The sequence below is a fragment of the Pseudomonas sp. PDM01 genome (assembly GCF_014852325.1).
GTDB lineage: Bacteria > Pseudomonadota > Gammaproteobacteria > Pseudomonadales > Pseudomonadaceae > Aquipseudomonas > Aquipseudomonas migulae.
In genome coordinates this window covers 364,188-379,551 of record NZ_JACVBK010000007.1, presented here as the reverse complement: position 1 = coordinate 379,551, position 15,364 = coordinate 364,188, and the positions used below count along the sequence as shown (strand labels likewise).

Sequence of the window (15,364 nt, the reverse complement as noted above, 5' to 3'; positions counted from 1 at the left end):
CTGAACACGAATATCTAAAAGCCTGCCCACCGCTTTATCAGACAACCCGCGCATCCCCGCGCCAAGTTGGCTAAAATGCCGGCCTTTTCCACATACGCCGCTGGAACCGCCGTGAGCAAAGAACCCGATCGCCTTTTCGCCCAGCCTTTGGCCCAGGTGCCCGACTTCGCCTTTAACGAGGACGTGGTGCGGGTGTTCCCGGACATGATCAAGCGCTCGGTGCCAGGTTATCCGACCATTGTCGAAAACCTCGGCGTGCTCGCCGCGCAATTCGCTCAGCCCAACAGCGTGCTCTACGACCTCGGCTCGTCCCTCGGTGCCGTGACCCAGGCGTTGCGCCGTCACGTGCGCACCGATGGCTGCCGCGTCATCGCTGTGGATAACTCGGCGGCGATGGTCGAACGCTGCCGCGAATACCTCAACGGTCAGGATTCGATGTTCCAGGAGTTGCTGCCGGTGGAAGTGATCGAAGGCGACATCCTCGCCCTCGACTTTCAGCCAGCCTCCGTGGTGGCGCTGAACTTCACACTGCAATTCATTGCCCCCGAGCAGCGCACCGCGTTGCTGAGTCGCATCCGCCAGTCGCTGCTTCCCGGCGGTGCGTTGATCCTCTCCGAAAAGCTGCGCTTCAACGACCCCGAAGAACACGCGCTGCTCACCGACCTGCACGTTGCCTTCAAACGCGCCAACGGCTACAGCGAACTGGAAATCGCCCAGAAGCGCAGCGCCATCGAAAACGTCATGAAGCCCGACAGCCTCGAAGAACACCGCGAGCGCCTGTTGGCCGCCGGGTTCTCGAAAGTCGTGCCGTGGTTCCAGTGTCTTAACTTTGCCTCGTTGATTGCCTTGCCATGATTGATCTGTCCCCCCTCGCCCGCCGTCTGGCCGGTACACCGCTGGCCGAATGGGCCAACACCCTGCAAGCGCAACTCGACAAGAAAATGGAAAAGGGTCACGGCGACCTCGAGCGCTGGCAGAGTGCGCTGGACGCCTTGCCAAAAATCCAGCCGAGTGAAGTCGACCTGCTGAATGGCCTGACCCTGGACACCGATTGCGACGCTGAGACCCGCGCGCAAATGCGTACCGCATTGATGGGGTTGTCGCCGTGGCGCAAGGGCCCGTTCGATCTGTTCGGCGTGCATGTCGACACCGAATGGCGTTCGGACTGGAAATGGTCGCGAGTCGCGCCGCATCTGGACCTGAAGGGCAAACGCATCCTCGATGTCGGCTGCGGCAATGGTTACTACATGTGGCGCATGCTCGGCGCCGGCGCGGACAGCGTGATCGGCGTCGACCCGAACTGGCTGTTCTTCTGTCAGTTCCAGGCGGTTCAGCGCTATTTGTCCGAGCCGAATGCCTGGCACCTGCCGTTTCCTTTTGAAGACCTGCCACCGGAACTCGAAGGCTTCGACACGGTGTTTTCCATGGGCGTGTTCTACCACCGCCGCTCGCCGATCGAGCATCTGTTGGCGCTGAAGGATTGCCTGGTCAAGGGCGGCGAACTGGTGCTGGAGACGCTGGTGATCGAAGGCGATCAGCAGCAGGTGCTGGTGCCGGAAGATCGTTATGCGCAGATGCGTAACGTGTGGTTCCTGCCATCGGTGCCGGCACTGATGCTTTGGTTGCGGCGTGCCGGTTTCACAGACGTGAAGTGCGTGGATGTCAGCGTGACGACCGTCGAGGAACAGCGCGGGACGGAGTGGATGAAGTATCAGTCGTTGAGTGATTTCCTCGATCCCGAGGATCACAGCAAGACGATTGAAGGGTTGCCGGCGCCGATGCGTGCCGTCATCGTCGCCCGTAAGTAAAAGCTTCGCGGGCAAGCCTCGCTCCTACAGGTTATGCGTCGGTCGCGGAATTGGCGTACGACACAACCCCGTAGGAGCGAGGCTTGCCCGCGAAGGCTGCTTCATTGTCGCCTCTAGTCTGCGGGTTTGGCGCGCCGGGCCTTGAAGAATTCGCTGAGCACCGCCCCGCATTCCTCGGCCAACACCCCACCTTCATACAGCACCCGGTGATTCAAAAAGCCCTGGGTAAAGAACTGCCCCTGACTCTGCACAATCCCCGCCTTGGGCTCCAGCGCGCCGTACACCACCCGCGCAATGCGCGAATGCACGATCAGTCCGGCGCACATGCTGCACGGCTCAAGCGTCACGTACAGCGTACTGCCGGGTAAACGGTAATTACTGGCGGCCAATGCCGCCGCGCGGATCGCGACCATCTCGGCATGCGCGCTCGGGTCGTTGCCGCTGATCGGGCAATTGAAGCCACGGCCGATGATTTCACCGTCCTGCACCAACACCGCGCCCACCGGCACTTCACCCAGCGCAGCGCCTTGTGCGGCCAGCGCCAGCGCTTCGCGCATGAAGTCGCGATCACGGCTGCGGTCGATGATCGCGGCGGGACGAATCTGACGCATCACGCCACCTCGATCGCGGCCATCAGGCCGGTTTCCATGTGGTCGATCACATGGCAATGGAACATCCACACCCCAGGGTTATCCGCCACCAGCGCCACTTGCGCCCGCTCGTTCTTGCCCAGCAAATAGGTGTCGGTGAAATACGGGATGACCTTGTGCCGGTTCGAGGCAATGACCTTGAAGCTCATGCCATGCAGGTGAATCGGGTGCTGGTACTGAGTCATGTTCTTCAATTCGAAAATGTAGCTTTTGCCCTTCTCGAGCTTGGCAATCGGGCGGTCGGCGCAGGTCTTGTCGGTGATGTCCCAGGCCTTGCCGTTAATCTGCCACAGGCTCGGCGGCCGGCCGTTGTCGACGTTCACCGAAACCGAGCCGACCCATTCGAAATTGAAGTTGAGTTTCTCGGCATTGGCCAGGTCCGGCTCGGCCACCGGGTTGGCGGGCAGCGCGGGCGGCCACTCGGTTGGGGCATCGGTGTTCGCCACAGAGCGGAACGTGCCCAAACGTACCGGGCCGTTGCGCAGGGATAATTCTTCACCGGCCGCAGGTGCCTTGATTGCCAGGCAAATGCGCATGCCCGGCCCGAGCCAGTATTCCTTGCCCAATGGACGCGGCTCGACGGGATTGCCGTCCAACGCGTAGATCTGCGCCTCGACACCGGGAATGTTGAGGCGATAGGTCAAGGTGTTATCGAGATTGAGCAGGCGCACGCGGGTGATCTGCCCGGCCGGCAAATCGATGACCGCTTGCGGCACACCGTTGATCGTCGCCAGACGCCCCGCCGTGCCGCCCCGGGCCGCTTCCCGGGGAATGCTGAACTCGACGAAATTGCCCACCTCGTCGACATGCCAGCTCTTGAGGCTCAAGGTTTTCTCGTACTTGAAACCGGTCGGCTCGCGCTCTTCGACAATCAGCGATCCCACCAGACCACGGCCCAGTTCTTCGCTGCTGTTCACATGCGGGTGATACCAATAGCTGCCGGCATCGGGCACGCGGAATTTGTAGTCGAAGTATTCACCCGGCAGCACCGGCAGCTGCGAGACGTAGGGCACTCCATCCATTTCCAGCGGCAGGCGGATGCCGTGCCAGTGAATGGTGGTCGCCACCGGCAAGTGGTTGATGAACCGCACCCGCAGCCATTCGCCCTGACGCACGCGCAACTCGGTGCCCGGCGCCGACGGGCCGAACGCCCAGGCTTGGGTCTTGTGCCCGGCCACCAGTTCGACGTCCAGCGGCGCCGCAATCAGCTCATAGTCGTGGCCCGCATCGGCGTCGGCCATCTTGCCCAGCCAGTAACGCGACGCGCCCCCCGCACCGACGCCAACGACAACAAGACCGGCCAGGCCACCGAGGATTTGGCGACGGGTAAAGGACATGAACTCAACTACCTCACGTATCAGCGACAGGTCCGGGGACCTGGAAAAGGCGAATACGATACACCTGCGGTTGAGAAACGGTAAGGGCGACCGAGAGACGCACATTATCTGTGGCGAAGGATCGGTTATGGCTGAAGGCCGGTGATCAGGTGCACCACGCCGCCCTCCAGCATCATGACGCCTGGCACACCTGCCAGATTCAAAGCCTGTCGATTCATCCGCCCCACATCGCGCAATTCCACCCGAACCCGGGTCAGCGCCACAGGCTGCTGCGACTTGAGGTTATCCACACCACCCAACGCAGCCACCACATTCGCTGCCAGGCCAGGCGCCGATGGCGCAGCCACCTTCGGTTCATCCACGATCAGATCCGGCGTCAAGGCTTTCCAGAACGCTCGCTGCATTTTCTCGAACATGTTCAGTTCTCCATAACCAGTGAAGTTTGGACCGTCGCGTCGCGATACAGCCTCAAGACCTCGCGTACTTGCCCGGCACTTTCCAGACCCAGGATCTGTTGGGCGATGGCCTGGCAATCCGCCAGGTCCACCGTGCGAACCGCCGCTTTGACCGCCGGAATCAACGGCACACTCACCGACAACTCATCCACGCCCAGCCCCAGCAAAAGCGGTGTGGCCAGGGTTTCGGAGGCCAGGGCGCCGCACACGCCCACCCACTTGCCGTGACTATGGGCGGCTTTCACGGTGCTGGCGATCAATCGCAGCACCGCAGGATGAAAACTGTCAGCCTGACTGGCCAGCCGCGGATGATCGCGGTCCATGGCCAAGGTGTATTGGGTCAGGTCATTGGTGCCGATGGAGAAAAAATCCACTTCGGGCGCAAACAGATCAGCCATCAGCGCCGCTGCTGGCACCTCGATCATGATCCCCAGCTTCGGCAGTTCCGTGAGGCCCAGGGCCAGCGCCTCCTCTTCGAGCAGTTGACGAGCCACACGCAACTCCGACAGCTGCGTCACCATCGGCAGCATGATGTGCAAACGCGTCAGTCCCGCACAGCTCAGGATTGCCTTGAATTGATCGCGCAACAGCTGCGGACGCTCCAGGCACAGACGAATCCCGCGCACGCCCAGAAAGGGGTTGGTTTCACTGTCCATCGGGACATAGGCCAAAGGCTTGTCACCGCCAACATCCAGCGTGCGCACCACCAGATTTCGCGCAGGCCCGAGAGCTCGGGCGATGGCGCTGTAGGTGGAGGCCTGCTCGTCCTGGCTCGGCGCATGATGGCGATCCAGATATAGAAACTCCGAACGCAGCAAACCCACACCCGCGCCTCCCAGCGCCATGGCCTGTTCGGCTTCAGCCAGCGAAGCGATGTTGGCTGTCACCTCGACATGATGTCCGTCGCGAGTACAGGCAGCCAGTGACGCCTGCGCCAATTCACGGTGCTGACGTTGCTGCGCAAGCGCACGCCTGGCTTGAAGTTCTTCAATGGCGGCCAGATCCGGGTCGAGCTGCAACTCCCCCTTATCGGCATCGAGCAACACCTGGGTACCGTTGACCAGCGCCAGCACTTGCACCGGTAACCCACAGATCGCCGGCAAACCGAACGCCCGCGCCAGGATCGCGACATGGCTGGTGGCGCCACCGCCGACCGTGGCAAACCCCAGCACCTTATGGGTATCGAGCCCGGCGGTCTGGGACGGTGTCAGTTGTTCAGCAATCAGAATGGCGCCTTCAGGCAACTCCAGCTCGCGGTCCCGCACGCCGAGTAGCAACTTGAGCACTCTCTGACTGACATCGGCCAGGTCTGCCGCTCGTTCGGCCAGCAGCGCATTGCCCAAGCCTTTGAATAAGGTTGCCGTCGACCCGGTGGCCGCACGCCAGGCGAATCCGGCGCTTTTGCCTTCGTCGATCAGCACATGAGCCACCTCCAACAAACCCGGGTCTTCGAGCAGTTCCTGATGCGCCCTGAAGATCTCTGCCTGAGCATCGCCCGTGGCGTGATCACGCATCTGCTGCAACGCTGAAATTGCTTCGGTCAACGCTGCGGACAGATGATCGCGCTCAACCCGCGAACTCTCACCCCATTCGCTGACATCAAGGACCTGCTCGGCGATCTGCACCACTTGGCCAAATGCCGAGCCCGCCGAAGCACATACCCCACGCAGCACCTTGGGCGATGATGCCTCCTGGGGTTGCGGGGCAACATCCGCCGTCACGGGCACGGTCTCGCCGCATCCGGCGGTCAGCAGCTCGGCCAGTGCCTTGATCGCCTCCTCAGCATCCGGGCCGACCGCACTGACTTGCACAACATCATCATAAACGGTCTGCAATGCCATGATCGCCACCAGGGATTTCGCATTCGCACTCTCCTGCTGTTTATGCAGGTAAATGCTTGCCGAGAAACCTTTCGCCGCTTGGGCGAACACCGCCGCAGGACGGGCGTGCAAGCCGTTCGGGTTGGGCAACGTCACCGGTTTGGAGAACAGCGCCTCGCCCTCTTTAGCCACAGACTCATCCGTTGTCAGCTCGACAGAATTCAAACCGAGCAACGGCTGACCACTGTCTACCCACCCGGTTTCCGCCGTCAGCCAAGTGAACGGCTCACCGCTGACCACCAGCATCAAGGTCAGCAGGCTGCGTGCATTCAACGCAACAAAATCAGCATCGAACTCAATCAGCGACTGCCCGACGGCAACCTGCTGCCCCTCCTCCACCAACCGCGTGAACCCCTTTCCTGCAAGGTTCACCGTGTCGAGCCCAATGTGCATCAACACCTGCACGCCATTTTCATCGGTGATGCTGACCGCATGCCCACTGGCCTGCACATTGCTGACAACCCCTGCCAGCGGCGCGCACAACGTTGTTGACGTCGGATCGATGCATAGCCCATCGCCGATGATCCGGCTGGAAAAAACTCGATCGGGCACAAGGTCCAAGGGCATCAATACGCCGGACAGGGGTGCGTGAAGCTGCAATTGTTGGGGTGTGGCCATGACTTCACCTGCTGTTCTGTTCTTTGAAGTGCCGATGGAGCGCGACGCTCCGACAGCATCGCTTATTTCCACCAGTACTCGACCTGCAATCCGACGTTCGCACCGTGTCGCGCCGTGCCGAAGGCTCCGGTGTCGGACAACGCTGAACCCGCTGCCAGTTCATTGGCCGCACGCTTGGCCGCCTCGTTCCAGCTGGCATAGGTGTAATACAAGCGCACTTCGGGCCGCGCCCAGAATTCAGGCCCCTTGGGCGACCAGGTCGGAGCAAAGGTGAACTTGCTCAGCTTGCGCGTGCCACCTGTGGCTTCGACCTGATCGTGACCCAGCTCGGTCACCAGTTTGAACTGCTCGGTAATCGCGTAGGCCGGCCGAACGCCCAGGGAAATCCAGTTCTGGTCTGATCCGTCGGGGCGAATATCCTTCTGGTAAACCGCTTCGACCTGCCCGCCAAACCGGGGCGTCACCTGCCAGTCGAAGAACTCCACCACCCGGTAGCTTTTATTGCTGTCATCCAGCTTCACGTTACCGGTATAGCCCAACCCGGTGCCCGGCCCTTCACCGTACTGAAACGCGAGTTTGTTCTTGCCACCCAGAAATCCTTTTTGCACATGCTGGGTGGTAATCGCCCAGCCACGATGAGCGTCGCGGCTGTCGGGTTTGTCGATGTAGCTCAGGCCAAACTCCAGCTCACCGCCGGGGTTAGTGTTGAAACCGGCAACGTTGAAATCGTGACGATTGATGTAATCCTTCTGGTACAGGTTGTCCTTGCGCGAAAAGGCGTAGCTGTATTTCAGATCTCCGATCAGCACGTCCTCGATGCCGCCGCCGGTGGCGCTCTGGTTCCAGTAGTAGAAGTCGGAAATGTGGATGTCGTTCCGTTTGTAATAGCGGCGACCGGCCCACAGCGAACCGCCGTTGAGGCCAGGCATGTTCGACCATTGCGCGTACAGCTGCGGCAAGCGCACCGAGCCGTTGTCGCCATTGAACGTCAGGTCCTTGTCGTACTGGTTATACAGTGAGGCCATGCCATCGACACTTAGCACCGAACCGTCATCCAGCGTGTACAAGTCCTGACGAAGTTCCAGCTCCCCATATTGCTCGCACTCGTTACCGAGGCGGTATTTGGTCTGTGCTCCGGGCAGTTGGAAACACTGTTGTTTGCCACTGTTGACCGACGTACCGACGCCGCTGCGCAGGTAACCGCCGAACTCCAGCGCATGGGCCGTCAGTGGCAACGCCAGGCAAATGCCAGCGGCTGCAAGGCCGCGATTTATTGTTGTTTTCAAGAAACACTCCATTATTTTTATTGTGTGCAGCAGCAAAATCGGCGCGCAAAACTCCCCCGCGCAGCGTTCTGCGTGTTTTTGAAACGGTGTTTTTTTGTGAGGGGTCAGTGGTCAGTCAAGTGCAAGACAAACGACTCATACGGTCGTAAAAACACCTGTCGATTTCGCGGCGGACAGTCCGCATAGTTGCTGATGACCAAGCGTTGAGTCATGAATTCAGCGATCACTGCATCCGGCAATTCAACTTCGCAAGGCGTCCCGTAAAAGTTGTTCAATACCAGCAACCGTTCGCCGCTTCCTTCCCGTACATAAGCCCAGACATGCGCGTGCTCAGGCAACAGCTGACGGTAAACACCGTCGGATATCAGCACTTCGGTACGCCGCAAATTGATCAACTGGCGGTAGTGATGCAGCACTGAATTCGGGTCGTCGAGTTGAGTGGCGACGTTGATCTGCGCCGAGTTGGCCGGTACGCCGATCCAGGGTTGCGCCGTGCTGAAACCAGCGTTCGGTCCGGTATTCCAATGCATCGGCGTACGGCCGTTGTCGCGGGACTTCTGCATGATCGCCGCCATGTTGTCGGCATCGCTCGCACCCGCCTCGCGCTTGAGCCGGAAGATGTTCAGGGTCTCGACGTCTCGATATTGATCGATGTGATCGAAACCCGGATTGGTCATACCCAGCTCTTCGCCCTGATACACAAATGGCGTGCCCTGGAGAAAATGCAGCGCGGTGCCGAGCATCTTCGCCGACACCACACGGTGCTCGCCGTCATGACCAAACCGCGAGACCACCCGAGGTTGGTCGTGATTACACCAGAACAGCGCGTTCCAGCCTCCGCCGGCCTGCATGCCGGTTTGCCAGTCGGAGAGGATGCGCTTGAGCTCAAGGAAGTCGAAATCGGCGCGAATCCACTTTTGCAGGTTCGGGTAATCGACTTTCAGGTGATGGAAGTTGAAGGTCATCGACAGCTCTTTGGAGCCCGGCCGCGAATAACGAATACAGTGTTCGAGACTGGTAGACGACATCTCGCCGACATTGATCAGGTCATGGCCTTCGAACACTTCGCGGTGCATTTGCTGCAAGTATTCGTGAACATTCGGCCCGTCGGTATAGAAGCGTCGGCCGTCGGTATTGTCCTCGGGAAAGTCCGCCGGTTTCGAGATCAGGTTGATCACATCCAGCCGGAACCCGCCCACACCTTTATCCCGCCAGAATCTCATCATCTTGAAAACTTCGGCGCGCACCTTCGGGTTGTCCCAGTTCAGGTCGGCCTGAGTGTGATCGAACAGGTGCAGGAAATACTGGCCGGTCTGAGCCTCGTACTCCCATGCCGAACCACCAAACTTGGACTCCCAGTTATTGGGCTGATCGCGCCAGATGTAGAAGTCACGATACGGATTGTCGAGACTGCTGCGCGCCTGCTGGAACCAGGTGTGCTCGATCGAGGTGTGGTTGACCACGATATCGAGCATCAATTTGATCCCGCGCTTGCCGGCCTCGGCGATCAGCAATTCACAGTCGGCCATGGTGCCGTAGCTCGGATCGATGGCGTAGTAATCGCTGATGTCGTAACCGTTGTCACGCTGGGGCGAACGCAGGAATGGCGTGATCCACAGGCAATCGACGCCCAGCCAGTGCAGGTAGTCGAGCTTGGCCACGACGCCGAGCAAATCACCCGTGGGATTGCCTGCGTGGCTATAAAAACTCTTCGGGTAGATCTGGTAGATCACCGAACGTTGCCAGTCTTGCATGGCTGTATTCCTTCTTGAACTGCGATAGCGATCTATCAGGCGACCCGATACCCAGGCCGAACAATCTTCATGCTCAACCCACAGGTCAAAACAAACGGCACGACCATGGCGATGATCATCCCGATCACAAACATCGGGATGAACTGCGGAATGATCGAGATAAAGCCGGGTAAACCGCCGACACCGATGGCCGAGGCCTGGACCTTGTTCATCGACAGGAAGATGCCCCCCAGCGCCGAGCCAATCAGTGCGGCGTAAAACGGAAACTTGTAGCGCAGATTGACCCCGAACATCGCCGGTTCGGTGATGCCGAAATAGGCCGAAATCGCTGAGGTCGACGCCATGGACTTGTCCCGGGCATTACGGGTCATGTAGAACACCGCGAGCGCCGCGCTGCCTTGGGCGAGGTTGGACATGACGATCATCGGCCAGATGAAAGTACCGCCCTGGGTCGAAATCAGCTGCAAGTCGACCGCGAGAAACATGTGGTGCATGCCGGTGATCACCAAGGGGGCGTAAAGCAGGCCGAAGATCGCGCCGCCGACCATCGGCGCCAGATCAAACAGGGTGACCACACCTTCGGTGATGAGAATCCCCAGATGCCGGGTCACCGGGCCAATGACCGCCAGCGCCAGCACGCCGGTAACCACGATGGTGGTGATCGGCACCACCAGCAATTGCACCGCATTAGGCACTCTCGCCCGCAGCCATTTTTCGATGACGCTCATCACGTATGCCGCCAGCAGGATGGGCAGGATCTGCCCCTGATAACCGACCTTTTCGATCTGGAACAGACCGAGGATGTCGAAATACGGCAGGCTCTGGCCGTCGAGACCTGCGACTGCCTTGCCATAGTTCCAGGCATTGAGCAGATCGGGATGAACCAGCATCAGACCGAGCACGATGCCGAGGATTTCGCTGCCGCCAAACCGCTTGGCTGCTGACCAGCCCACTAGCGCAGGCAGGAACACGAACGAAGTGTTGGCCATCAGGTTGATCAGGCTCCAGAGCCCATCAAGCTTGGGGTAAGCGTCCAGCAGGGTCTGGCCCTCGATGAACATGCCCTTGGCGCCGATCAGGTTATTGATGCCCATCAGCAGGCCCGCGATGATCAACGCCGGAAGGATCGGCATGAACACGTCGGAAAACACCCGCACCAGACGCTGCATGGCGTTTATCTTGTCGGCGCTTTTCTGTTTAACGTCGGCGATTGTTGACGCGGCAAGACCGGTTTGATGGCGCAGCTCTGCGTAAACCTTCTCCACCTCGCCAGGACCGATGACCACCTGGAACAGGCCGCCGGTAAAGAATGAGCCTTTGACCAGGTCAATCTGGTTCAGCGTGGTGCTGTTGACCCGGCTCGGGTCCTTGAGGGCAAGGCGCAGGCGTGTGACGCAATGCGCGGCTTGCTCGAGGTTGTCGCTGCCACCGAGGCTTTGCAGCAGCTCGCTGACGATGTTCGGATAGTCGTGGCTCATGCTTGTTTTTCCGCTGTGGTTTTTTGTTATTGGCAGCACGCCGAAGCGAAAAGTACTCGTCTGTACGAGTTAAATCAACAACTCGTACAGACGAGTTTGAATTTGTTGGCTTGTCACCCGACCGGCGGCGATTTTTCCCACCCTCTCAGACGATGAAAACCCAAACCCGCATGGACAAACCCCTACCCTGCCCTTAAGGTTCGAAACCTTGAGCACATTGCGGCACAGAGCCATCCCCATGAGTAAATACAACCAGATCTACAGCGATCTGCTTGCCAGCATCACGACCGAACGTCTGGAGCGCGGCGCCCGGTTGCCTTCCGAAACCGAATTGATGGACAGCTACCAGGCCAGTCGCGGCACCGTGCGCAAGGCCATCGAGCAATTACAGGAGCGCGGGTTCGCCCAGAAAGTCCATGGAAAAGGCACCTTTGTGTTGTCGACCGACCCGATCGAATTTCAGTTGGGCGGCATCGTCAGCTTTCAGGAAACCTATCCGCGACTGGGCAACAACGTCAGCACCGAAGTGGTCGAGTTCAGCCAGATCCCTCTCGAAGGTGCGCTGCTGGAACATATCAAGGCTGAAGAAGGCAGCCTGATCACGAGGATCAAACGCGTACGGCGGATCGATGGAAAACGAGTGATCCTCGACATCAACCATTTCGTCAGCGACGTGATCCCCGGACTATCGCGGGACATCGCCGAGCACTCGATCTACGCCTTCATCGAACAGACCTTGCAACTGCAAATCGCCTACGCCCAGCGAACCATCGAAGCCGTACCCCGCAGCAAGGACGACCAGCAACACCTCGACCTCGACGACCAGAGCCATGTGATCGTAGTCAGCAACCATACGTTTCTGCAGGACGGCCGGCAGTTCGAGTACACGGAATCACGGCACACCCTCGACAAGTTCTACTTTTCGGATGTGGCACGGCGCTGACCCTACAGGTTCTTGAATCGCGTTTGGGCATAACTATGTAGTGCACCTCCTGCATGGAAACGGGCAATCATCGCTGCCCATTTCTCAAGGAGCGAGAGCATGTCCACCGAACAAAACACCCCCGCATCAAGCAATGCTGCCGATCAGGAAACACTCAGACTCATCGCGCCGGTCGTGGTGACAGCCTGCCCCGGTTTGCAGGAGGAAGCCCATGCGGTCGCCAGTGAAATCCTGCAAAAACACGGCATCACCCACCTGGACCCGGATCAGGTCTGGTGGCATCGCTTCAACAATGTCTCGGCCAGCAGCACCAAGGCTTTTCTGGGTTGGGAGCACGCGCCCAAACCCAGTGAATCTTTAACCCTGACGCAACTGGTGATCCATCGGTACCGCGTGACCGACCAGGACGACGCCCTCGAACTGGACAGCAATGGCGGGTTTTACACGGCGGATGCGAACGCCAGTATTTACAACGAAACCAATGAAGTGCGGATGTACCCCAGGCAGGTGCTCGCGGACCTGTGGGAGAAGAACCTCAGTCAACGCTACCTGGATAAGCTGAATGCATTCTGGGCCAGCCATTTTGATGACTACCGCACACTGGCCAAATGTAACTACCTCAGCAAAGCCGTGGAGGCGCGGCAAAACGGGCAACTCGAAGAGGAGGATTTCCAGACAGTCATCAGGGCCGTCATCGGTGGCGCGTCCTGGCCGATCACCTTGGCTACCCTGAAAGCGCAAACCGCTACGCCTGCGGATCTTCGTGTTTGCGCGCTGGATGTCGCAGGGCATGTCGCCACCGATATTCTGCGCATTGTTGAGCCCAACGGTCGGCAAATCACCTACGTTCCCGGCGCCGCAGAACCCTTCCACGTGCACCCGACATTGACGGACATGCATTGGTGGATGCTGTTGCAGATGAACGAAGAACACCCCCGAACCGAATTCATGACCCATTTCCCGCTGTCGGTTCGCAAGGAGGTCCACGACAACATCACCCCGCTGATGAACCAACTGGTCGGCACCTGGGGCAAGTACGACCACCATTTGATCAATCAAAAAGACATCACCATCAGCGGTGACGTGTTCACCTGGCAGAGCCGGGCCGTCCAGCACACGATGCTGGAAGAGGCTGACCTGACGCTGGTGAGCAATGGACAGATGCGTAAGCAGCTATGGCTGGGTTATCTCACCGCCGCACTGCACGTTTTCGGCCCGTTGGCGGTGCTTGGCTGGCCGATCGCATTGCCGGTGATCGGGGCCAGCATCGCGGCCATGGATTTGAACATCGACAAAGCGGTGAATGGCAAAACAGCGGCAGAACGCAAGGCCGGCATCATCGGCGCGGTGCTCGATGGCATCAATGTGCTGTTCAATCTCCCGCTGCTCAAAGAGGTTAGTGTGTTGGACGAAACCGGGGCTGCGGCTGAGGCGGCAGAAGCGGCCGAGATGGCGGACTTGAACAAGACGCTCGATCCAGAAGAAACCGCTGGCACGCAAGAACCGCAGGCGCCCGACGAATCGGAGGAAGTCACCCTGCAACCTGGAGAGTTGCCGGGCGTGCCCGATGAAACCGCGCAAGCGTTTGATGTACCGGAGCACTGGCAAAGCAATGAAATCCTCGAAAGCTACCCGATGGCCACCAGCGGAAAATTCCAGGGTGTCTACACACTCGATTCACAACCCTCCAATGCCATCCTGATCAACGAGCAGGCTTACTTCGTACGTTTCGAAGCAGACGCCAATGGTGGCGGAACCTGGGCCATCATTGATCCGCAGAACCCGAATGCCTTTACGGGGTCGATTCCCGTGCGCCTGAATGCCGAAGGTGAATGGGAGCTGGCGCCGAAAAGCGGGTTGAAGGGTGGCGGCAAAGGCCCCAGCAAACTTGTTCCCGGCCCCTCCCGGCCCGCTGCCCCATTGCCGCCCAAAGTGAATGATCACGCACACCTGACCCGATACGATGCCCCTAACGGTCGCTCGTTGAATTTCCTGGCGCTGGGAAAACAGGAAACCCATATAAAAGTCGTCAACATGCCGGGTGGGCAAATCAGAGGGGTCTCCCCCTACGAAGAGTATGTCGCCGGACGCCGCACGGCACTGGCCAGGGATGCAATCGCATTCCAGAAACCCAAGGACTTTTTCGCCTCGCTGCCTCCCCGACCGGTCCAGCCCGTGATCACTCCATCCACGACGGTCACCGAACTCATCGAGAAGGTATTCGATGCATCACCGGGGCTGGTGGTCGGTGAAAGTCAGGATCGCATTGCCAGCATGCGCTTCCTGATCGAAAACATGCCGACGCTGGCCAGGAAAGGCGTCAAGACGATCTACCTGCATCGTCTGCTCAACGACTTCAATCAAGTCGACCTGAACAACTTCGCCGAAACCGGAAATATGCATGGCATGCTGGAGATGTACCTGAAAAAGTTGCCAGGCGATCCTGCGGGACAGTTCACGCCGCTGGAGGTCGTCAAAACGGCCCAACAGAACGGCATTCAAATCCAGGCCACTGACTGCCTGGCGAGTTATCGTTATGAAGACTCGACCATGACCCTCAGAGCACAGCAATCCTTCAAGACCTACCTTACCCACACCATCATGCAGGCGACTCAAGCCCGCAACGGCGGCGGAAAATGGCTGGTACTCACCGACCAGGAGAGTACCAACACGTTCAGGGGAATGGCCGGCATCAGCGAAACGGAGGGTGGTATCGGTTTGCGCATAGAAGAAGTGCAACCCGATCAGAGTCTGCACCTGGACATCGACCATGGTATCGAAGTAGGCCATGAGATTGCCGGGGGAACTGGCCCGATGCACGGTAATACCGACACCCTGTATGCCGACATCAGCCTGCAGATGCCGACGCCGTTCATTCAACGAACGCCCGAGCAGATCAATCAGCTGCTGTTCCGCCAAGGCATGTTCACCATTGAAAGGTCGGAAGACACCTTCTCGCTGATTCATCGCAGCCGCACTGGCCAGATTGTGCGAACGACAATCGAGCGAACGATGGATAGCGGCTTTCGGATCAACCGTCCGGCCTGGGCGGGTGTGCATCGGATCACCTACGCGAATCTGATCAGCCTTGCCCACGCACTCAACCGCATGGGCCTGACGCTGCAAGGGCGCCTGCCGGCTGTAACTGCCTGATA

Annotated in this window: 11 protein-coding genes; 4 read left to right on the top strand and 7 right to left on the bottom strand. The window is 59.2% G+C overall.

Going from position 1 to position 15,364, the window contains the following annotated elements:
• Nucleotides 1-75 precede the first annotated feature (75 nt).
• A complete protein-coding gene (gene cmoA, locus IB246_RS19925) occupies nt 76-855 on the top strand; it encodes a carboxy-S-adenosyl-L-methionine synthase CmoA (protein ID WP_177318187.1) in 780 nt (259 codons plus the stop codon).
• Nucleotides 852-1,808: a tRNA 5-methoxyuridine(34)/uridine 5-oxyacetic acid(34) synthase CmoB gene (gene cmoB, locus IB246_RS19920; RefSeq protein WP_008025566.1), complete on the top strand. Its 957-nt coding sequence runs from the start codon at nt 852-854 to the stop codon at nt 1,806-1,808. The genes cmoA and cmoB overlap by 4 nt, the downstream gene beginning before the upstream one ends.
• A gap of 113 nt (nt 1,809-1,921) precedes the next feature.
• Here cmoB and tadA read toward each other — a convergent pair whose 3' ends face one another.
• From tadA to treP, 7 genes are all read right to left on the bottom strand, one after another.
• Nucleotides 1,922-2,419, bottom strand: coding sequence for a tRNA adenosine(34) deaminase TadA (tadA, locus tag IB246_RS19915; protein ID WP_008042399.1), 498 nt, complete (start codon nt 2,417-2,419; stop codon nt 1,922-1,924).
• A complete protein-coding gene (locus IB246_RS19910) occupies nt 2,419-3,795 on the bottom strand; it encodes a multicopper oxidase family protein (protein WP_008042400.1) in 1,377 nt (458 codons plus the stop codon). Before IB246_RS19910 ends, tadA begins: the two co-directional genes overlap by 1 nt.
• A 125-nt stretch (nt 3,796-3,920) precedes the next feature.
• On the bottom strand, nt 3,921-4,211 hold the full coding sequence (locus IB246_RS19905) for a PTS transporter subunit EIIB (protein WP_008042402.1): 291 nt from the start codon (nt 4,209-4,211) through the stop codon (nt 3,921-3,923).
• Nucleotides 4,212-4,213: 2 nt separating this feature from the next.
• The gene (gene ptsP / locus IB246_RS19900; RefSeq protein ID WP_008042403.1) at nt 4,214-6,748 is read right to left on the bottom strand and encodes a phosphoenolpyruvate--protein phosphotransferase; all 2,535 of its coding nucleotides are present in this window, start codon (nt 6,746-6,748) and stop codon (nt 4,214-4,216) included.
• Nucleotides 6,749-6,810: 62 nt separating this feature from the next.
• Nucleotides 6,811-8,034 (bottom strand): maltoporin, encoded by a 1,224-nt coding sequence (locus IB246_RS19895; protein ID WP_008025558.1) that lies wholly within the window; start codon nt 8,032-8,034, stop codon nt 6,811-6,813.
• 104 nt (nt 8,035-8,138) lie between these two features.
• Nucleotides 8,139-9,788, bottom strand: a complete 1,650-nt coding sequence (gene treC, locus IB246_RS19890; RefSeq protein WP_008042404.1) for an alpha,alpha-phosphotrehalase — start codon at nt 9,786-9,788, stop codon at nt 8,139-8,141.
• Between the two features lie 35 nt (nt 9,789-9,823).
• Nucleotides 9,824-11,266, bottom strand: coding sequence for a PTS system trehalose-specific EIIBC component (treP, locus tag IB246_RS19885; RefSeq protein ID WP_008042405.1), 1,443 nt, complete (start codon nt 11,264-11,266; stop codon nt 9,824-9,826).
• Nucleotides 11,267-11,504: 238 nt separating this feature from the next.
• Between treP and treR the strand changes: the two genes are divergently transcribed.
• Nucleotides 11,505-12,209 (top strand): trehalose operon repressor, encoded by a 705-nt coding sequence (gene treR, locus IB246_RS19880; RefSeq protein ID WP_008042407.1) that lies wholly within the window; start codon nt 11,505-11,507, stop codon nt 12,207-12,209.
• Nucleotides 12,210-12,308: 99 nt separating this feature from the next.
• Complete coding sequence (locus tag IB246_RS19875) at nt 12,309-15,362, top strand: membrane-targeted effector domain-containing toxin (protein ID WP_008042409.1); 3,054 nt, start codon at nt 12,309-12,311, stop codon at nt 15,360-15,362.
• Nucleotides 15,363-15,364 lie beyond the last annotated feature (2 nt).